The organism is Streptomyces sp. Isolate_45 (assembly GCF_024721315.2).
In the GTDB taxonomy this organism is placed as follows: domain Bacteria; phylum Actinomycetota; class Actinomycetes; order Streptomycetales; family Streptomycetaceae; genus Streptomyces.
Genome location: NZ_JANFAK020000087.1, coordinates 1 through 18,507, shown reverse-complemented (window position 1 = coordinate 18,507; position 18,507 = coordinate 1). Strand labels below are relative to the sequence as shown.

19 protein-coding genes and 2 pseudogenes are annotated in these 18,507 nt (G+C 68.6%); 10 read left to right on the top strand and 11 right to left on the bottom strand.

Features of this window, described 5'->3' with window-relative positions:
• Positions 1 to 3 precede the first annotated feature (3 nt).
• The gene (locus NOD94_RS25395) at positions 4 to 315 is read left to right on the top strand and encodes a hypothetical protein (RefSeq protein ID WP_281208418.1); all 312 of its coding nucleotides are present in this window, start codon (positions 4 to 6) and stop codon (positions 313 to 315) included.
• A gap of 29 nt (positions 316 to 344) precedes the next feature.
• Here the strand turns inward: NOD94_RS25395 and NOD94_RS25390 are convergent.
• Positions 345 to 1,175: pseudogene (locus NOD94_RS25390) on the bottom strand (IS5 family transposase).
• 528 nt (positions 1,176 to 1,703) lie between these two features.
• Between NOD94_RS25390 and NOD94_RS25385 the strand changes: the two are divergent.
• The 4 genes and pseudogenes from NOD94_RS25385 (at position 1,704) to NOD94_RS25370 (ending at position 5,646) form a co-directional block, all read left to right on the top strand.
• The gene (locus NOD94_RS25385; protein WP_281208417.1) at positions 1,704 to 1,934 is read left to right on the top strand and encodes a hypothetical protein; all 231 of its coding nucleotides are present in this window, start codon (positions 1,704 to 1,706) and stop codon (positions 1,932 to 1,934) included.
• 10 nt (positions 1,935 to 1,944) lie between these two features.
• Positions 1,945 to 2,832 carry a hypothetical protein gene (locus tag NOD94_RS25380; protein ID WP_281208416.1) on the top strand — a complete coding sequence of 296 codons (888 nt, stop codon included), beginning with the start codon at positions 1,945 to 1,947 and terminating at the stop codon, positions 2,830 to 2,832.
• A 342-nt stretch (positions 2,833 to 3,174) separates the two neighbouring features.
• Positions 3,175 to 4,319: pseudogene (locus NOD94_RS25375) on the top strand (IS5 family transposase).
• A 172-nt stretch (positions 4,320 to 4,491) separates the two neighbouring features.
• Positions 4,492 to 5,646 carry a hypothetical protein gene (locus NOD94_RS25370; RefSeq protein WP_281208415.1) on the top strand — a complete coding sequence of 385 codons (1,155 nt, stop codon included), beginning with the start codon at positions 4,492 to 4,494 and terminating at the stop codon, positions 5,644 to 5,646.
• Between the two features lie 128 nt (positions 5,647 to 5,774).
• Here the strand turns inward: NOD94_RS25370 and NOD94_RS25365 are convergent, their stop codons facing one another.
• From NOD94_RS25365 to NOD94_RS25345, 5 genes are all read right to left on the bottom strand, one after another.
• On the bottom strand, positions 5,775 to 6,122 hold the full coding sequence (locus tag NOD94_RS25365) for a DUF397 domain-containing protein (RefSeq protein WP_281208414.1): 348 nt from the start codon (positions 6,120 to 6,122) through the stop codon (positions 5,775 to 5,777).
• A complete protein-coding gene (locus tag NOD94_RS25360) occupies positions 6,119 to 6,451 on the bottom strand; it encodes a hypothetical protein (RefSeq protein WP_281208413.1) in 333 nt (110 codons plus the stop codon). The genes NOD94_RS25365 and NOD94_RS25360 overlap by 4 nt, the downstream gene beginning before the upstream one ends.
• 1,002 nt (positions 6,452 to 7,453) lie before the next feature.
• A complete protein-coding gene (locus tag NOD94_RS25355) occupies positions 7,454 to 7,687 on the bottom strand; it encodes a hypothetical protein (RefSeq protein WP_281208412.1) in 234 nt (77 codons plus the stop codon).
• A gap of 70 nt (positions 7,688 to 7,757) precedes the next feature.
• Positions 7,758 to 8,165 carry a hypothetical protein gene (locus tag NOD94_RS25350; protein ID WP_281208411.1) on the bottom strand — a complete coding sequence of 136 codons (408 nt, stop codon included), beginning with the start codon at positions 8,163 to 8,165 and terminating at the stop codon, positions 7,758 to 7,760.
• A 933-nt stretch (positions 8,166 to 9,098) separates the two neighbouring features.
• Positions 9,099 to 9,296, bottom strand: coding sequence for a hypothetical protein (locus NOD94_RS25345; protein WP_281208410.1), 198 nt, complete (start codon positions 9,294 to 9,296; stop codon positions 9,099 to 9,101).
• A 511-nt stretch (positions 9,297 to 9,807) separates the two neighbouring features.
• Between NOD94_RS25345 and NOD94_RS25340 the strand changes: the two genes are divergently transcribed.
• The 3 genes from NOD94_RS25340 (at position 9,808) to NOD94_RS25330 (ending at position 10,921) form a co-directional block, all read left to right on the top strand.
• On the top strand, positions 9,808 to 10,164 hold the full coding sequence (locus NOD94_RS25340) for a hypothetical protein (RefSeq protein ID WP_281208409.1): 357 nt from the start codon (positions 9,808 to 9,810) through the stop codon (positions 10,162 to 10,164).
• A 222-nt stretch (positions 10,165 to 10,386) separates the two neighbouring features.
• Positions 10,387 to 10,749, top strand: coding sequence for a hypothetical protein (locus NOD94_RS25335; protein WP_281208408.1), 363 nt, complete (start codon positions 10,387 to 10,389; stop codon positions 10,747 to 10,749).
• 43 nt (positions 10,750 to 10,792) lie between these two features.
• Positions 10,793 to 10,921: a hypothetical protein gene (locus NOD94_RS25330; RefSeq protein WP_281208407.1), complete on the top strand. Its 129-nt coding sequence runs from the start codon at positions 10,793 to 10,795 to the stop codon at positions 10,919 to 10,921.
• Between the two features lie 138 nt (positions 10,922 to 11,059).
• Here the strand turns inward: NOD94_RS25330 and NOD94_RS25325 are convergent, their stop codons facing one another.
• Together NOD94_RS25325 and NOD94_RS25320 are read right to left on the bottom strand one after the other, a co-directional pair.
• Complete coding sequence (locus NOD94_RS25325) at positions 11,060 to 11,533, bottom strand: lamin tail domain-containing protein (protein WP_281208406.1); 474 nt, start codon at positions 11,531 to 11,533, stop codon at positions 11,060 to 11,062.
• Between the two features lie 500 nt (positions 11,534 to 12,033).
• Positions 12,034 to 12,246, bottom strand: coding sequence for a hypothetical protein (locus NOD94_RS25320; protein ID WP_281208405.1), 213 nt, complete (start codon positions 12,244 to 12,246; stop codon positions 12,034 to 12,036).
• A gap of 545 nt (positions 12,247 to 12,791) precedes the next feature.
• Between NOD94_RS25320 and NOD94_RS25315 the strand changes: the two genes are divergently transcribed.
• Together NOD94_RS25315 and NOD94_RS25310 are read left to right on the top strand one after the other, a co-directional pair.
• Complete coding sequence (locus tag NOD94_RS25315; RefSeq protein ID WP_281208404.1) at positions 12,792 to 12,980, top strand: hypothetical protein; 189 nt, start codon at positions 12,792 to 12,794, stop codon at positions 12,978 to 12,980.
• Positions 12,977 to 16,060, top strand: coding sequence for a site-specific integrase (locus NOD94_RS25310; protein WP_281208402.1), 3,084 nt, complete (start codon positions 12,977 to 12,979; stop codon positions 16,058 to 16,060). The genes NOD94_RS25315 and NOD94_RS25310 overlap by 4 nt, the downstream gene beginning before the upstream one ends.
• Positions 16,061 to 16,239: 179 nt before the next feature.
• On the opposite strand, the gene NOD94_RS25305 is transcribed toward NOD94_RS25310, so the two are convergent.
• The 3 genes from NOD94_RS25305 to NOD94_RS25295 all read right to left on the bottom strand — a co-directional run.
• A complete protein-coding gene (locus NOD94_RS25305; RefSeq protein ID WP_281208401.1) occupies positions 16,240 to 16,572 on the bottom strand; it encodes a hypothetical protein in 333 nt (110 codons plus the stop codon).
• Positions 16,569 to 17,495: a MerR family transcriptional regulator gene (locus NOD94_RS25300; RefSeq protein ID WP_281208400.1), complete on the bottom strand. Its 927-nt coding sequence runs from the start codon at positions 17,493 to 17,495 to the stop codon at positions 16,569 to 16,571. The genes NOD94_RS25305 and NOD94_RS25300 overlap by 4 nt, the downstream gene beginning before the upstream one ends.
• Positions 17,496 to 17,592: 97 nt before the next feature.
• On the bottom strand, positions 17,593 to 18,507 hold a 915-nt coding region (locus NOD94_RS25295), incomplete at its 5' end, for an IS3 family transposase (protein WP_281208399.1).

The window sequence follows — 18,507 nt, the reverse complement described above, 5'->3', positions numbered from 1 at the left end:
GAGATGAACTTCGACGAGAACGAACCGCAGTCTGTTCGGGAGGAGCGTTTCGCCGCCGAACGAGCTGCAGGCAGAGCTGCACGCAAGGCCGCGAAGCTCGACTCATGGGGCGCTCACATCGGCGCGGCCATCGTGACCGTCGCCCTGGTCCTCCTCACCTGGTACGGCAACCTGGTCGCTCTGGGCGTGGTCAGCGGGATCTTTCTGCTCTGGTTCTCTGTAGCCCTCACATGGGCCTACGCCGACGGGGACCATGGTCGGCATGCACTCCAGCGGGCGTACAACGTCACCTTCGGATGGGGCGACGGGTTCTGAGCGTCAAGCACTTGCGGGTGTGAGCGCGTTCAGTCCCGGGTGTGTTCGCGGGAGGCCGGCTGGCTGGCCCGGCGGGACTGGCGTCGGGTAATACGCCTGGTCATGAGGGTGATCGCGGCCCAGGTGATCAGCGATTCAGAATGCTGGATGAGGCGTTCGTGGTCGCGGGCGTGTCTGCGGGCGTGCATGACCCAGGCGATCGAGCGTTCGACCACCCAGCGCCGGGGCAGGACGACGAACCCGACCGCGTTCTTCGGCCGGCTCACCGTCTTGACCGTCAAGTTCAGGTACTTCTTTGCCCAGGTCACGAGTTGTCCGGCGTAGGCGGAATCAGCCCAGACGATCGTGATCTCGGGGTGCATCAGCCGGAGCCGGAACAGACCTTCCTTCGCCGCGTCGCGGTCGGTGATGTCGGCGGGGGTGACCATCACGAACAGCGGCAGGCCTTTGGTGTCGACCACGAGGTGCCGCTTGCGCCCGTTGATCTTCTTCGCCGCGTCGTAGCCGCGCGAGTCCTTGCCGACAGTCTCGGCGGCCTTCACGGACTGCGAGTCGATGATGGTGGCGACCGCTCCGGGCGATCGGCCCATGTCCCGGCGGACGCGTTTTCGGAGCTGGTCACGTAGGTGGCCGACGACTCCGGCGGCTGCCCAGCGGGCCATGAAGTTGTAAGCCGTCCGCCAAGGCGGGAAGTCCTTGGGCAGGGCCCGCCACTTGCAGCCGGTGTCGACGACCTACCGGATCGCGTCCACGATCTCGCGCCGCGGGTGCTTCTCCGGCCGCCCGCCGCGCGGGGTCTCGCAGGCCGGGACGGGCAAGAGGGGTTCGATCAATGCCCACTCGTCGTCGTAGGTCGCCAAGCACTGACATTCCCATGTCGCCCGACAGTAGCCGACGCCGCCCGCCAGGAGCAGCGTGCCGAGGACCAGGAGCAGCAGGACCGGCAGGGCGAGCGAGGACACGGGACGGTTCCCTTCGTCGGGCATGCCGAAGCTCGGCATGCGGGGTGTGGGGTGGAGCGTCGGCGGGCCGGGATGTTGGACGTCCCGGGTCGGCCGGACAGCAGAGTGCGACGGGCGGGGGTTAGCCCCGCAACCCATCGGGCGACGTCCTCACCTGATCACCGCCCGCGGCCCCATTCAATGAATTCGGGCAAACGTCTTCGCAGCTCAGAGCCAGGGCGCGGCTATTGAATGGCGGGCGGGCCGGCTCTACCTGACGTGCCCATGTCCGCCCATTCTCTATGGCAAGGCTCGGATCGCGCCTCCCGATCGGAGACGCGACTGCCGAGCAGGCCGGCGGCCGCGGCCCGCGCCCTTCTCCCACAGTCGGCCGTTCGTCCGTCTCGGCGGCGCACGCGGGCGCTTCGGCTCGACGACCCAGGCCTGATGCTCACCCAGAACGCTTCGTGCGAGGCTCGGTTGTCGGTCTGGGCCGCGAACGCCGGCGCCGGCACTCTCGCCGGCGCTCTCGCCACCCTGACAGAGGGTGTGCTCGGCGCGGCACTGTCCCAACTGACCGTGGCGGGCACGGGCCGGTTGGCCGTGCCGGGTGAGGTGCCGGCCGCCGCACTGAGGCGGGCGACCTATCCTGGCCACCTCGCGTTTGAGGTGGGGTAGGGGGAGCCGCATGGCCGACGGGTGGATCCGCACCGACTGGGTGGAGACGGTGTCTGGGGATGGCATGTATCTGATGCAGACGCGTCTGGGGGTGAGGGTTTCTACGTCTGAGGGTCGCAAGTTCGTTACCTGCGCGCTGACCCGGAGGACGTACGTGGTGAGGGACGGTGTTGCCTGTAGGTATTCCGCCTACGCACTCGGTCGAGACTGGAGCGGCGGTCTGGACGACTACGACTTCGACATTGTTTCCGCTACCGGGGGTCCTCCGATCCGGAACTTCTTCGAGCGGAACGGCGTGCCGACCGAGAATCTCGACGGCGCTGTGTTCCGTGGGAGTCAGGGGCTTGACGATGGCGAGTACACCGTCCGGATCGCTGCGGGAATGACGACCAGCTGGGTGAGTGGGACGGGACAGACCATCAAGCTGTCTGTCCCGGGCCATCAACTGGCTTTCGTCGTGGCGGGTTCCGCGCGGCAGGAGGTGCGCGCAACGACTGTCGGCCCGTCGGCCGCGCGGCCTTTCATGGAGATCCCTGTGGTCGACTGGTGCGACCAGCCCACAGCGGAGGCGGCGTGGGAGGCCTACCTGCACGGGAACGGAATCCGCCGGGATCATTTCGGAATCTTCTCCCCACGGCACCTGATGGGGCATCAACGCGGTACCGCTCTGGGGATTCTCCGGAGCGAGGGCTACGACATCCCCTCAAGCCCGCAACCGGCCAAGACGGGGCAGACCGGGCTGGGCGACTGGGGCGGAGCATGGATGCAGGCCGATGTGCTCACCGCCCTGCGCGCCGTCCCGGACGACACCGCGCAACGCGCGTGGCATCAGGGAGTAAAGGAAGCCCTTGACATAGCAGAGGAAATGTACGTCCTGTGGACTACCGACGTGTTCTGACCGGGCTCGCTTTCCCTCCACGACCGCCCCTGGCGGGCACCGTGTAGAGCCCGGCCGCCACGACGGAGTGGTCGTGCCCGCCCGCCGACAGCAGGCGGCCTGGTGGGCGCTACCCGGCCGGTACCGGATCGCGGCCCGGGGCCTGCTGCCGGCCGGCGCTTTGCTCGCGGTGGGCGGGCCGTCTTGGTCTGGGGCAGACGGACTCCGTCTGGATGTGTGGTGGCGTGCCGGTCCACGACGTCGCGCGGTCCATCGACCGGGGGGCAGGGCGTCGAATGAGGCTGATCCTTTGGAGTGAACACCCTGACAATGGATCTTGATGGTCCAGGGAAAGATGTCCAGGTGGGACGCAAGTCTCCGTACCCGGAGGAGTTTCGGAGGGATGCTGTCGCGCTTCACCGCGCCGCAGCTGGCAAGCGGACGTACGCGGCTGTGGCCGCGGATCTCGGCATCACCGCTGAGTCGCTGCGGAGGTGGGTTCGCAAGGACGAGACCCAGGCCTCGCCCAAGGGTCGCGACGGTGGCGTGAGCGTGGCGGTGGAGTTGGACCGGCTGCGAGCTGAGAACGCCCGGGTGCTTCAGGCCGAGCAGGAGTGGCGGCCGTTGCTGCCGGTCAGCAACAGGCGTTGTGGCAGGTGGCGGGACCACCGGCAGGTAATTGACGGGATTTTGCACCGGGTGCGGACGGGCGTTCAGTGGCGTGACCTGCCCGAACGGTTCGGTCCGTGGAAGACCGTCTGCGAACGGCACCGACTGTGGTCGGGCGACGGGACATGGGAGCAACTGCTCCAGCAGGTGCAGGCCGCCGCTGATGCGGCGGGTGACATCGACTGGGCCATCTCGCTTGACTCCACCATAGTGCGGGCTCATCAGCATGCAGCCGGCGCCCGCACCGACCCGCCGCCAGTACTCGCCTCAAAGGGGGATGCAGTTCCAGAACACCAGCGCGAACCCGCATGGCAGAGCCTGCCCGCCCGCCTGATGGAGGTGGTGCGGAAGGTGAGGGCTTGGGCCGCTCGCGCGGCGGGTTCACCACCAAGATTCACTTAAGTGCGGACGGCCGCTGCCGCCCGCTGTCTCTGATCATCACCCCAGCTCAGCGGGCAGACTGCACCCAGTTAAAACCGGTTCTGAAGAAGATCCGCGTCCCGAAGCTCGGGCCAGGCAGGCCACGCAAGAAGCCCGACAGTGTCGCCGCCGACAGGGCATACAGCAACGGCCCGTGCCGCGACTACCTGCGGCAACTGGGCATCCGGCACACGATCCCGGAGAAGACCGACAGCCGGGCCGCCCGCTTACGCAAGGGTTCACGCGGCGGACGGCCACCGGACTTTGACGAAGAGCGGTACAAGAAGCGAAACACCGTCGAGCGGGCCACCAACCGCCTGAAGCAGCACCGGGCGGTGGCCACCCGCTACGACAAACGTCGTTACGTCCACCTCCGCACCGCAACCGCCGCAGCCCTCACCATCTGGCTCCGCACGTGATCGCCCGGACAAGTCCTAGTCGACAGTTCGCGAGTGGCTCTCGGGAACGTCACGAGATCCCGTCCGGCCGAAGACCGGGCGGGATCTCGGCGTTTTCGGGAAGCATGGCAGCCGTGACCGAAAAGCGCCCCTAGGATGATCAACTGATCATCGTTCAACGGGGAGAAGAATCGTGCGATTTGCCTGGCAGGACACACCGGGGCAGGTTCGGGACGCGGCCACCTTCATAGGTCTGCCGAACCCCGCCCTGTGGTCCGGACCCCCGGTCCGGGAGGGCGACCTCGCCGGATGGATGGACGAGGTCAAGTACTTCACCCGGATCGAGATCGACTCCGTCATCACCCTGCACAGCCGCTCCGGCACCCCCTTCGAGCTGTACGGGCGGGGCAGCGACTTCCTCAACCCGGTGCGGATGGCGCGCTACGTGCCCTGCGTGATCGAGGCGGAGAACGCCGAGGAGAACCCGAAGGTCCTCGCCCTCGCGCGTACCGCATGGCGGGAGCACGTTGACGCCGTCGCGCAGCGCTTCGGCGCTCCCGTCCGCGTCGCGGAGGACGACGACGAGGTCCTGGAGGCGATCTGGCGCCTGGCCGGCGACGAAGGCCCGGACCTGCGCCTGTGGCTGAACGTCACGCAGGTCCTGGTCCCCGACAGCCCGCTGTACACCCGCCTGCCCGGCCGCGCGCTGATCCGCCTCGACGCGCACGCCCCAGAGGACATGGCCGGCGTCACACCCCGCCCGGTCGACGAGGCCAACGACGTGCCGGAATGGATCCCGGACGGGTACCAGAAGCACGCGGTCGATCTGGCGCGGGCCGAGTACGAGGCGTTCGAGGACGAGGACCGCGTCGTCGACCGGGTTCGGCACGCCCTCGGCGGCGCCGTCGCCGGCGGCGGATCCGTCCTCGACCTCCTCGGGACCCTCGTCGACACGCCCTTCGAGGTCCGGCCGGAGGCCGATTCGTACAGCTCGCAGCACATCTTCCGGCACCCCGACGCCCCCCAGGGCCGGCTGCCCGCCCTCCACGTGGCGCACGTGATCAGCGTCCTCGCCAACCACGGGCAGGAGGGCTCCGCCCGCACCGCGCAGTCGGTGGAGCCGGGCCTGACCCTCCACCACCTCGACCTGTTCAATCCCCGGGTGCAGAACTCCCTCGGCGTCACCGGCCGGGAGGCCTGCGGGGTGTGGCGACTGACCCGCGCCGGATTCGAGAAGTCGATCGCGGGTAAGGCGTACATGATCACCCCGGCGGACGTGATGGAACGCCTGCGCACCGCAGCGCTCGCCGCCAGAACCCCCGAGGAGGGTGAGCCGCCGTCAGAATGACGGCATGACGAGCCATGACGGTGAGACGGTCCAGACGTGGCAGGCGCTGGGCGGGGCGGCGGAAGCGGTCGGGCGGGCGGTTCGAATGGCCGCTGTCGGTTCGGACTCCCGGCGTTCTTCGTCAGCCGTCAGGTGATCAGCCCTCGCTCGGCGGGACCGAGGAAGGTGCCCCAAGCCGCAGCCGACACGGTCAATGATCGGCGCTCCCGGTCCTTGGAGTCCCGGATCAGCACGCCCTCGCGGTCCAGGAATGCGTGGGCTTCCACACAGGCTTCCTCAAAGTCGCTGCTGTAGGTGCTCTTGTGCCATCCGGTCGACGGAAGCGGCTGCCGCCGAGGCGGCGGCAGTAGGCCGCCGGCCCCCGTCGGAGCGGTTGGCCAACTCCGGAATGAGGTCGGTGACGGCGGGCCCGGCAGCCCGCCGTCGCCGCCCAGCCCGGGGTCGAAGACCCTCGTAGTGGACGGCGCCTCTGTCATTCGAGGGGCAGTGGCTGTGCGGCTACGGAGCGGCGGGCGGGCTGCCGGCGGGCCTGCACGCGGAGCATGAGGCGGTCCATGAAGTGCTTGGGCGGCAGGTAGCCGTCGGTCTTGGCCAGCAGGTAGTCGGCGAGCAGCAGTTTGCGGGCCGCGACGGTCGTCGCGCCGTGCGTGACGCCTGCGGATTCGATCTCCAGGGCCAGGGCATCCAGATCGCGTTCGAAGTCGGCGTAGATACGGCGTGCCGCACCTTCGACGAGGTCCCCCGCGTCGCGGGCGGCTCCGCTGACCATCCACTGGTGCCGGCGGAGTTGATCAGCCCGTACCACGCCGGCAACAGCCCCACGAGCAGGGGTTTACCCGGGCGGGGAGAGGGATTCACCGGCGAAACGCCACTGCACCCCGAACCCTGCTCCCGCTACTTCAGCCGACCGCTGCCGCCGGGCCCGCACCGAACGACGGAACATCCTCGGGCGTCACATCCAGGCGCAACCGGACAAACCTGAGGGGGTGGCGGAAGATGCCGCCGTGGTCGACGGACCGGTCGGCCTGATCTCCGCCACCAAGTCCGGCCGAACCTCCGTCACGTCCAGGACGTCACGCCGCCCCCACGCGGCCGCGAACCGCACACTCGCCCGCGGGTACCCGGCTTCGGGCGGAACCAGGTGCTCCGCGACCCGGCGGGCCTGGTCCGGCCGCGGCGTCACCACGCGGCCGACCGCGCGCAGCCGACCCGTGGCGTCGTAGCCGCCGAGGACCAGGAGCCGCGGGCGGGTCAGGGTGCCGGTGATCGCGCCGATGATCGCTTCAGTACGGCCTTCGTCCGCTCATCCTGCTCACGCTGCTCCTCGGCCTGCACAGCTGCCGGATCCGGCGGCGACAGGCGGTCACCGTGCCCCGTCCACCCCCGTCACACGGGCGATGAGCGGCAGCGTCATTTCCGGCGGCCGACTCCCACCGGGCGAGCGGTGAGCTGCGCCCGGATTCCGGGGTGCGCAGTGCCGGCCGATCGCCTCCGGCCACCGCAGCCGCCGTGAGGAAGAGTTTGGTGCCGGAAGGGCTGCTCGCCCCGCCGGTGCGGTGGTGATCCGCACCCGACGGCGAAAAAGCGAATGACCGGCCGCGTCGAGCCAGGTCTTGCAGGCGGACGGCGGATCTGTCCGCCCGAGACCACGCCCGGAACTGGCCAGCCCCGACTATGGGGCGAAGCAACAACAACGCGGCCCTCCCGACATTCGCACCGGGCAGCGTTGGCAGTCATGGCGTCGCGGAAGGTGCGACCGGCCCAGCTCATCCTGCGGGTCGAGGTCTCGTCCGGGAGGGGTGTCCTCCTACTCGTTGTCGAACCAGCGGCGGGGTGCGCCTCCTTCGTGATGCAGCCCCTCGTGGCCGCGCGGCAGAGAGCAGAAGAAGTTGCCCTGCGGGTCGGTGTCCCAACTGTCCGGCCCACTCACGCCACAGCGGATCGGAAGAGTCGTGGGCTCCGCAGTCTGTATGTCGGGGGAGAACCCTGTATCGGTCTGGCCCTCGGAGCCGGAGTTGTGCTGGTTCTGATTTGTCATCATGCCCCCATCGTCCTACAAGCCCATGGGCTGGGTCGCTCGCGGCTACTGGCCTTGAGGGCGGGGCCAGGGCTCAACTCGCCCTCCACAGCGTTTCCAGTGCGGTCCCGGTGGAGACGCTGTCGCGGGCCCGCTCAGCAATCCGGGCACACACGTCCGCCAGAGCCCGCGGATCCCGGGCCACGTGGCGCTCGATCACAGCCCAGCCAGGTGTCCCGTCGGGGGCGGGCAGCGCCACGATGTGGTGATCGGTACGACCTGTGATCAGGACAGCGAGCAGGGCCAGGTACTCGCGTTGCAGGTCGGAGCCGAGGACCGCGCCGTCCGGGCCCGCCGGCAGGGCGGGTTGCGCATCGGCCAGCAGTTGGCAGGTGGCGTCCGCGGCGCGGATCACCGTCTCGAAATCAGCCGAGCCCAGGCGTGCCAGGGCCGCCCGCAGATATTCGCCGAGCACGTCCGTGTCATCACCATGTGTGTCCATCCCCGGCCCCTTACCCACGCTCGGGTCCGACACTACGCCCGACCGGGAGCACTGTCCGGCGCTCGAACACGAACACGGGACGACAGGCGCCGGCGCCGCGCGCGCCTACTACGAACTCCACGGGACGCTCGCCGCGCCGCGGTAGGCGACCGCCCTGGACGTGGCGGTGGGCAGTGGCTCACCAACCTCCGCCGACCCGGCGGACTCGGCAAGGACCCCGTACGAGCCGAGCGACGGGCGGCGGCGGCGCCAGCCGCGATCGACGAGGACTGAAACCCGGCCGAACGGGGCTGGACCGTCGACTGGCAACGCCACCACGCCTACCTCGCCCAACTCCTCGCCGAGGGCGCCCGCCTGTCCGCGATCGTGCCGGGGGGTGACCCGACACGGCGAGGACGTCGGCCGCTGGCTCGCCACCCAACGCCGCGACTTCGACCGGCTCACCGAGGGACAGCGGGCCCGACTCGCCGAACTGGGGGTGAAGAAGACGCCACGGGCCCGTCGGGCGCCCGCGAAGGCACCCGGGGTCTACCTCCGTCCGGGCGCGGCGCGGCAGCGTTCCAGAGCGGTATCCAAGCCCTCGCCCAGTACCGGGAACGCGAAGGCGGGGCGTTCCGGGGCCGCGGTCACGTCGAGGAGCTCCCCGACGGGACCGCGCACCGGACCGGCGTCTGGATCGTCAACCAGAAGCAGCGCCGGGAGCGGCTGCACCCGGACCAGTTCGCCGCGCTCGGCATCGACTGGGCGGCGAACACCCCCTGACGCCGGGTTGGGCAAGCCGTACGCCGGGGGGCTTGCCCAGGCCGGCCCAAGGCTTGCCCACCCGGCATTCGCATGGTGGGCAAGCCCTTGACCACCTTCGGGGCGATGGCGGTCAAGGGGTTGACCGCCATCGGATCGCCGGAGCATCCGCCGCGTGCGGGGCCGGGCGGTTCAACGGGCTGCGATGAGGCCGAGGCAGGCGACGACCAGGGCGACCGCCATCCCGGCCGCCGTGATCGGCGCGACAAGGGCGGGGTGGCGGTGGGCGACGTAGCCAACGCTGCCCGCCAGGAGCAGCGTGACGAGGACCAGGAGCAGCAGAACGGCCAGGGCGAGCGAGGACACGAGACGGTTCCCTTCGTCGGGCATGCCAAGGTCTCGGCATGCGATGGGGGCGGAGCGTCGGCGGCCCGGACGTTGAACGTCCCGGACCGGCCGGACAGCAGAGTGCGACGGGCGAGGGCTAGCCCCGCAACCCGCCGATCGACGCCCTCACCTGAACACCGCGCGGCGTGCCATTCAATGAATCCTGGCCGCCGTCCTCGCAGCTCCTGACCGTGGCTCGGCTATTGAGTGGCGGGCGGATCGGGTGTACGCCGACGCAGACGTCAAGAACCCGTGCATGGCCGCCTGCGGGCAGCCGCCAGGGGACTCCAACTCAGCCAAGGGATCGCCTGCGTGTCGGGCGCAGAGTAGATGTCAGCGTGGCACGGAGTTCTGTCAGTGACGTCAGTGTGTGATGCCGCGCTGGAGGTAGCCGCAGGGCCCAGCACGGGAGCGCGGCGCGGCCGAGGTGCCACTCGATGCAGAACTGGGAGAAGACGTCGGCACAGATGCATAGGCTTCGGGGTTCGAGTGCTGCCACCAGCTGGAGAAACCCGTGCGGTTCATCGTCCAGCCCACCAGAGCCTTCCCCTCCGACGCCGGCCCCGGCGTCGCCGCTCTCCTCGTCCCGGACCGCTGGGACGACCACCACTTCAAGACCAGCTTCGACCTCTGGATCCGGCGGGGCGCCGACACCCTGCCGGTCGGGATAGGCCGCGTGAAAATCGCCCTGCACAACCGCGCCACGAAGTGGATCCGCCTGATGGTGGTCCCGCTGGCAGCGGACACCGACGAGGACCTCGTACGCAGGATCGAGGGACGGATCGGAACGGTCCTGCGGCCGCTCGACACCAAGAGGCTCCCCACGATCGGCGCGCCCCGGCGACCCACCTGGCGCCGGGCCTCCCAATAACAGGGCGCAGAGGGCACAGCGAAGGCCCCCCACCGCAGAAGCGGTGGGGGGCCTTCGCCTTCTGCGGTCACAGATCGATGTGGTGGATGCACTGCTTTACCGGCTCGGGTACGGGATCGCCTGCGGCGGCTCCATACCGACGGATCGGATGTATCCATTGGTTGCTGGACATCAAGCTGCAATGCTGACTCACTGAACCTTCCTCTTCCCCTGGAGAGCACCGTGGGCCTGAGCGCCAAGGGCGAACCCGCCATCGTGAAGGACGAGACCAAGGTCGATGTCAGCTTCCACCTTCAGCCGGGGAGCCTCATCGTCACCCGAGGGAGCAATGCCTTCGAGGCGTACCACGCCTCGGTGGAGTTCGTTGATGTCAGCGACGGGCCATGGCTTGTGGACAAGGCCAGGCTCACGGCCAAGGGACCGGACGGCAAATCCGTAGTGTTGACCGTGGATCTACTCAACGACACGTACGACGGCCCCAGGGCCGGGGTTCCTGCTTCGATCTGGAAAGTCGTGGCGCTCGCATCGACCACCGCCGGAGACATCGGTATCACGTACGCCACGCCTGACCCGCGCCCGATGTAGCCCTCCTCGGAGGAGTCGTCAGACCTTTTGCGAAACTTCGGCGATGAGCACCACACGCCGCCCGCTCGGGCCCGGACCGGTCCCCACCGTCGCGGACCAGGAGCCGCCGGTGGCCCCCGGCGGACCGCCGCAGAGCGGGCCGCACAGGGCGAGCTCCGCCGGTCCGTCCTAACATCAACTACCTCCGCCTCATCTGGGCGCCGGCCGCCGCGCATGGGTGCGGCGTGCCGCGACTGGTTGCCGTGGCACGCCGCACCCATGCGGTGGCAGGCAGGTCACCCGCGTGGCGGGTGTGGCTGCCCAGTGGGGGTCAGTGGCTGTGGTGGTGGTGTCCGCGCCGGCCCCACGACTCGCTGTCGATGATGTTGCCCCGGTTGTCGCGCAGGGTGGCGGTGTCGCGCTCGTCCCAGATCTGGGTGCGGCGGCCCTGGTAGACGTCACGGTGGGTGTCGCGGCCCTGACCGGTGTGGACCTTGACGCTGGAGCGGCCCTCCAGGCGGAAGTCGTTGAAGCGGTAGCGGTTGCCCTGCTTGTCGGTGAGGGTGAAGCCGCGCAGCTGAACGCCGTGGCGGCCGGTGTTCTTCACCTCGACCCATTCGCTGTTCAGAGCGCGGTTGTCGCGGCCGCGACCGGCGTTCTCGACGTCACCGATGACGAGGGAAGTGTGCTGGCCGCGGTCGCGCCGGTGGTCGTCGGCGGCGGCCGGGACCGCCGCGGCGCCGATCAGCGCCCCGGCGGCCAGGAGACCGGCGAGGGTGCGGCGGGTGACGAGAGAAGCAGACATACGCGAGGCTCCTTGGAAAGGCAGTCCAGCCCGGCCTCGTGAAAGCCGGGCGGACTTCGAACAGTTCCCGGCGTCCTGCCGAGGAGCCACACTCTGGACCCCAACCACGCCCGAAAGCCATGAAAACGACTGTTGTTTCCCAATACAGACATATCTGTGACCCTCCACTGCACGGGGCACGGGTCAAGACCAGGTTGACCCTCGAACGCAACCCCTCCATCACGCACCCAGAAGGCACACGGACCGCAGCGCCCCACCTCATTCGCCACCGGGCTCCGTGCCATCAGCCGCGCCTGCGCCAAACGGGTTCAAGACCCTGTAACACGGGCGAGGAGCTCCACACCGTCCACCTGGAACACGTCGAACGCCACGAAGTGGGCCGGCCGTCGGGCCGCCGGCCCGGGAGCGGTGCGACTTCGGGCGGCGGCCCGGCGCTGCCGCCGACCAGAATCACGCGGTCGGTGCCCCCGGTTCTGATGATCCAGCCGAGCGCCCGGTGATCACGCCGACATCGACTCGGTACCGAGCAGCACCCGGCCGGTGACTTCTCCCCGTGCGGTGACCGCCGGACGGGGACTGAACAGGTGACCTGTGTCCGGCTGTCCGGTGACCACCGGCCGACCGGTGTCCTTGCACAGGACGATGCCGACGCGGTGCGCCCTGTGCGCCGGGACGATCAGCAGGCGCACCGCCCGCCGAAGCCCGGCCCGCACCGGGCGCACTCACTCGGTGCGGGCGCGGCCGGCCGTAGGGGACGGACGTTGTCGGGGCGGGAGTTGTTGTCGCTCACCCGTGCCCAACGACGGACATCGCGCGCTGTGACGCGGCAGGGCCGGCTCGGAGCGCGGCTTCGGGATCTCACGCTCTGGCGGATACCAGGCCGCGGGGCGGGATGCGGCCCCCGGCATCCCGCACCGGGTGGGGATGCCGGGGGTCGAGGGCGGTCCGGTCGTGGTCAAGAGCGCTCTGGGTACCGGTCCTGACCCACGCCCCATGCCGGCGCGGACTGGTCAGTTGACTGCACCAACTTGACGATCAACTCGACTCGGCAAGTGCTGTTGGCGAGCATCTGGGCATGTCGTTGTCGCATGAGGTCTCCCGGGTTCATCGGGACTTGATGGATGGGCGTGCACGGCTGCCCCGTACGGGAGCGGTCGTGGCTGGGCCGTCACCGTCCCTGCCGTGGGTGGTGGTGGACGGTGCGGAACGTGAGGTGCAGGCGGTCAGCAGCTTTCTGCGAGACCGTCTGCTGAGTGATGTGAGTCCGTTGACTTGCCGGAGCTACGCGTTTGATCTGCTGCGTTGGTCCCGAGTGCTGTGGCTGCTGGACGTCGGATGGGAACAGGCCACCGAGGCGGAGACGGCTGCGATGGTGGGGGGCTACGGACTGCTCGGAACCCGCAGCGGCAACGTCACCGCGTGGGCGGGTTTCCAGCTGGGACGGTGAACCCCAAGACGGGCAAGCGCACACCAGCGGCCGGGTATGCGCCAGCGACCATCGCGCACGCGCTCACAGTGGTGCACGGGTTCTACGAATTCCACATTCACTTCGGCCGCGGTCCGGTACTCAACCCGGTGCCGGTCAGCTCAGCTCGTCGCGCGGCCTTGGCTCATCGCTCGCCGATCGCGGCCACGGTCCCATTCCGGCGAGGGAGGCTACGTCCGAAGGTGCCAGCCCGCCAGCCGCGGGCGATTCCTGACCCGCAGTGGGAGGAGCTGTTCGGCCGGATGCGGTGCACTCGGGACCGGGCCCTGCTGTGCTGTTACGTCGATTCCGGGGCCCGGGCCAGTGAACTGCTGGGACTACTGCTGAGTGACATTGACTGGCAAAAGGGCCAGCTCTGGGTGATCTCGAAGGGAAACCGGGAACGGCAGCCGATCCCCGTCTCCCCGACCGGGCTGGCCTACCTCGCGGCCTACTTGGAGGAGGCTGGCCTCCCCGAGGACGGTCAGCCGATCTGGCGGTCCCGGCGTGGTGAGGTGCGTCCGCTGACCTACTGGGCGGCCCGTCGCAGCCGACGACGTGGTCGCAGCAGTACGACGCCGAGGACATCGAGGTGGTATTCGGTGCCTGGTAGTCAGGCAGGAACCAGTGCCCGGGTCCAGGGTCCGACCACCAGCCGGGTCCGTCGGCATGAGCGGGTCACTCACTATGACCGGGACTTCAGCTTCGCCCCGACAGCCATCCAGCCGGTGGCGCCGACGCCTTCCAAGGGCCCGCCCCGCCCGCTGGGAGACCTGTCGCAAGCATCAGCAGAAGAGATCGTCACCGTCGTCTGCCGGAAGTTCGCCACGAGCCCACGCAACGAGAAGTATCTGCGGAGCTCGCTCTGCCCTTTCCTTGGGCACCTCTCCCGATTCCCGGGCCAGACCTGGCAGGAACGGTGGGCCGCCGCAGGCCTCCAGCAACGCGGCCGCCAGGCCGCCGAGCTCCATGGAGGCAAACCTGGAGGCACGCAGGCCAAGCGCTTGAACACAGCCGCGGGCTACGCCTTCGCCGTCCGGCTGATCCAGCCCTCCCTTCTGGCCTTCCGCTCCTACGCCTTCCCCCAGTACACCGATGTCTTCCGCGAGGCCGCCCAGGACAGGCTGCTGGAGACGTTCATCGAACGGTCTGACGCCAGGTCGATGGCACAGAAGTCTCACCGACAGTCCCGGTACGACATCTGCGCGGCATTGACGGTCTACGGCATCGAGCTGGCCGACCTGACGCCGGAAGGTCTGCTGCACTACGCGACCGAATGCCGCAAGCACGGTGTCACCCTGGGGGAACACCCTGCGGACGGCTGTTTCGCGGGCACGAAGTGCTGGCCCGTCCTGGTGGAGATGGGGCACTTTCCGGAGTCGGCACCCTGCTCGATGCGCTCAGCCGTCGTCCGCGGTCAGCGCAGCGTGGCCGAGCTCGTTGACCGCCACAAGATCCGTAACCATGACATCCGCGACCTTTTTGTCGACTACATCGCGCGCCGCCGGGTGGAGGTCGACTACTCCACGCTCCAGTCGCTGGTGCACAACCTGGTCAGGCTGTTCTGGAAGGTGATCGAGGAGGTTCGCCCCGAACAAGCCGATCTCAGGCTGGATGAGGACGCCATCGCGCACTGGAAGGAGCGGCTTGCGGTCCGCCCGGACGGCAAGCCCCGCCTGCACGTCGATGCGCCGGTCATGGCAGTGCGAGCCCTCTACCTCGATATTCACACCTGGGCAGCTGCTGAGCCGGAGCGCTGGGGACAGTGGTCGGCCCCCTGCCCGGTCCGCGATGCGGACCTGCGCTGGTTCCACGTTCGGCGCCGCCGTGTCCAAGAACGCATGGCCAACCGGACACGGGAGCGCCAGCCGGTACTTCCTGTCCTCTCTCAGCACGTCAACGACCAGTGGCACCAGCAACGCAAGCTGCTGGAGGCGGCCCGCGGCGTCGGCCTGGGTGAGGCTTTCACCCTCGATGGTGTCACCTGGCAGCGGGCGGCATCCCGGTCCGACCTGACCCGAACAGATCCCGCGACGACACCCGTCCGAGCGATCAACCGGGAGACCGGGAAGCTGGTGGAGCTGAGCCATACCGAGAACCAGGTGTTCTGGCAGTGGGCGATCGTGGAAACCCTGCGGCTGGCCGGCCTGCGTGCCGAAGAGCTCACAGAGCTGACACACCTGAGCGTCCGCAACTACCAGCGCCCCAACGGCGAGGTGGTCGCCCTGCTGGTCATCAGCCCGTCCAGGACCGACCGGGAACGCGTTATCCCAATGTCCGGCGAGCTGTTCCACGTCATCGCACAGATCATTCGCCGTCACTTCAACACACACGGCACCGTCCCAGTCTGCACCCGCTATGACCTGCACGAAAAGGTCTGGAGCGAGCCGCTTCCCTACCTGTTCCAGGTCCGGTTCGGCGGTGAATTGCGGGCAATGTCCACCACCACGATGTGGCGGATGATTCGCCGGGCCACCGACTCGCTGGCCGTCACACACCCCCAGTTCGAAGAGATCAAGTGGTCCTCCCATGACTTCCGAAGGCTCTATGCGACCGAGCTGGTCAACAACGGCCTGCCGATCCACATCGGCGCCGCCCTCCTCGGTCACCTGAATCTCCAGACCACCCGCGGCTACGTCGTGGTCTTCAACGACGATGTCGTCAAGCACTACCAACACTTCCTCGACCGGCGCCGGGCCAAGAGGCCGGAGAACGAGTACCGCAAGCCGACCGAGCAGGAGTGGAGCGAGTTCAACGAGCACTTCGACAAGCGCCGCGTCGAACTCGGCTCCTGTGGCCGGCCCTACGGCACCCCGTGCGCGCATGAGCACGCCTGCATCCGCTGTCCGATGCTGACGCTCAACCCGAAGATGCTGCCCCGCCTCGACGAGCTGGAGGAAGACCTCCTCGCCCGTCGCGAACGGGCCACCACGGAGGACTGGCGAGGTGAGATCGAAGGCATCGACCTCACCCTCAGCTTCCTGCGGAGCAAACGGCAGCAGGCCCAGCGCTTCGAGCGTCATGGGCCTGTGCCGCTGGGGATTCCCTCCGTTCCTTCATAAAAGAGGCAGGTCAGAGGATCGTAATCAGCACAGCGGACATCAGAAGCGCCGTCTGATGCAGGGCTTGGTTTGTTAACTGCGGCGGTGACTCCGATTCCCTAGCGAGCTGCTCCGTGTTCCCGTGTCTTGCGGATCAGGCGCACCCTGACGTCTGGCAACGCGCCTCCTGTGTTGCCCTTTCAGCGGGCCATCCACGGGACACGGCAGCGGTGAGAGGCCGTCCCCTGTGGGCACAGGGCCGCGATCACCGTGTTGCGGAGGGTTCGACGCTTCCGAAGGGAACACACCAAGCGGACACGCAACTCGATCGGCTGCCGAGCGCCACTGTTGCGGGCGGGGTGTTCCACGGCCCACTGCTGCGCCAGGAAGTCGTACGCGTCGGCGGGTGACGTCTCGTTCATACCGACGATCCGGGCGCCGCGGGAACCCACGGCGTCCTCGATAAGCGTTTTGACCCAGGCCAGCCCCTCCGCATCCGCGTACAAGCCGAAGGTGAGGTCACGCGTCCTCATGCCGCCGGCCCTGTGAACCAGGCGTGAACCGGCGCGAGGGTGGATGACGGGGGCCATCCGTTGACCGTCGCCAGGAGCTGCCAGTAGCGCTCCACGAGCGGGTCGGTGCTCATTCGCAGGCGGGCGAGAAGCCAGCTGCCCAGATTGCTCTCCTCGGCACGCTCGAACGCTTGGGCGTAGAGCTCTGTCAGTAGGTCGGCCGGGGATGCGTCCGCGGCGGAGGCCGGAAACAGCCCGGCAGACACAGCCTCGTTGATCCGTTCGCGCAGCGCCAGGTTGAGGGACTCTTGCAGCGCGATGCCGTCCATCCGGGAGAGTTCTTCCGCCTGGTCCTCGGCTGTCTGCCGGATCGCACGACGGAAGTCCGCTGTCTGGCAGAGTCCGGCAAGTTCCACCCAGGCGTCGACCTGCTCGGGCGTGGGGCCTTCGGGTAGTTCAGGCAGAACGGATTGCATCAGGCTCACGAACTCGGCATTGGTGTGGCAGCCCGTGAAGGCTTCGTCGATGAAGTCGGCCACGAGTCGGTGGCGTTCGGTCCGGGAGAGTGTGGCAAGTCGGTGCACGAGGTCCATCTCCAGAGGAGTAGGGCGGCCGCGTCCGGCAACCGCTCGAAGAAGGGCGCGGCGCAGGCGCAGGGTGCGGATCTGTACGTCCAGGGCGTCCGCGTGCGCTTGCATGACCTCCGACAGGGACGCCTCCCGGTCCAGTACCTTGCGCACCGTGGCCAGGTCGAGCCCCAGTTCGCGCAGTGTGCGGGCCAGCTCGAGGCGGGTTAGCGCGTCCGGACCGTAGAGCCGGTAGCCCGTCGGGCTCCGGTCGGTCGGCGGGACGATGCCCCGGTCGGAGTAGTACCGGATCGTCTTCACCGTCAGTCCGGTTCGGCGGGACAACTCCCCGATGTAATAGTGCGTGTCGCTGCGCATGCCCCCAGCCTTCCGTCTCCCCCTACGGGAGACTCAACCGGGGTGCACAGCAGGGGTTAGGCCGTTTCGAGCCTTGACCCCGGATCCTGAACACGGGTTATGCGGCTGGTGCCAGCGTAGGTGGTGGTGTTTTGAGTGCGGCTTCGTAGGTGATGGGGCTGCGGTGTCCGAGGCGGGAGTGCCGGCGTCGGGTGTTGTAGCGGTTGAGCCATCGGAAGGCATCGAGTCGAGCCTGGCGTTCGTTGGGCCAGCTCTTGCGGCCCTGGAGCGTCTCGCGTTTGAAGGTCGCGTTGAAGGACTCCGCGAGAGCGTTGTCGGCACTGGACCCGACCGCGCTCATGCTCCGCCGGACCCCTGCTGACCTGCAGGCTTCGGCGAATGCCCTGCTCGTGTACTGGGCTCCGTGGTCGGTGTGCATGATCGATCCGGCGAGACTGCCGCGGGTGCGGACCGCTGCTGCCAGGGCGTCGGTGACGAGGTCAGCGCGCATGTGGTCGGCGATCGCCCACCCGGCCAGACGACGTGAGGCGAGGTCGATGACGGTCGCGAGGTAGCAGAACTTCCCGCCGTCGATGGGCAGGTATGTGATGTCGCCGACGTACTTCGTGTTCGGGCGTTCGGCGGTGAAGCCGCGGCCGATCAGGTCCGGTGCCACGGCGGCGGCCGGGTCGGGGACGGTGGTGCGATGGCGACGACGCAGGCGAACCCCTTGGATTCCGGACGCACGCATGATCCTGGCGACACGCTTGTGGTTGACCGCCTCACCGCTGTCCTCACGGAGCTCGGCGGTGATCCTCGGGGCTCCGTAAGTGCCGTCCGATTCCTGGTGCACGGCCCGTATCCGGGCGGCGAGGAGGGCATCGGCTGCTTGCCGGTCTGCGCGGTCCGCAGCTGTCCGGCGCCAGTAGTAGAAGCTCGAGCGGGAGATCCCGAGAATGTCGCACAGCCGCTTCACGCCGTGACGGCGCTGGTGGTCGGCGACGAACTGGAAGCGGTTCACCAGCGCGTCTCC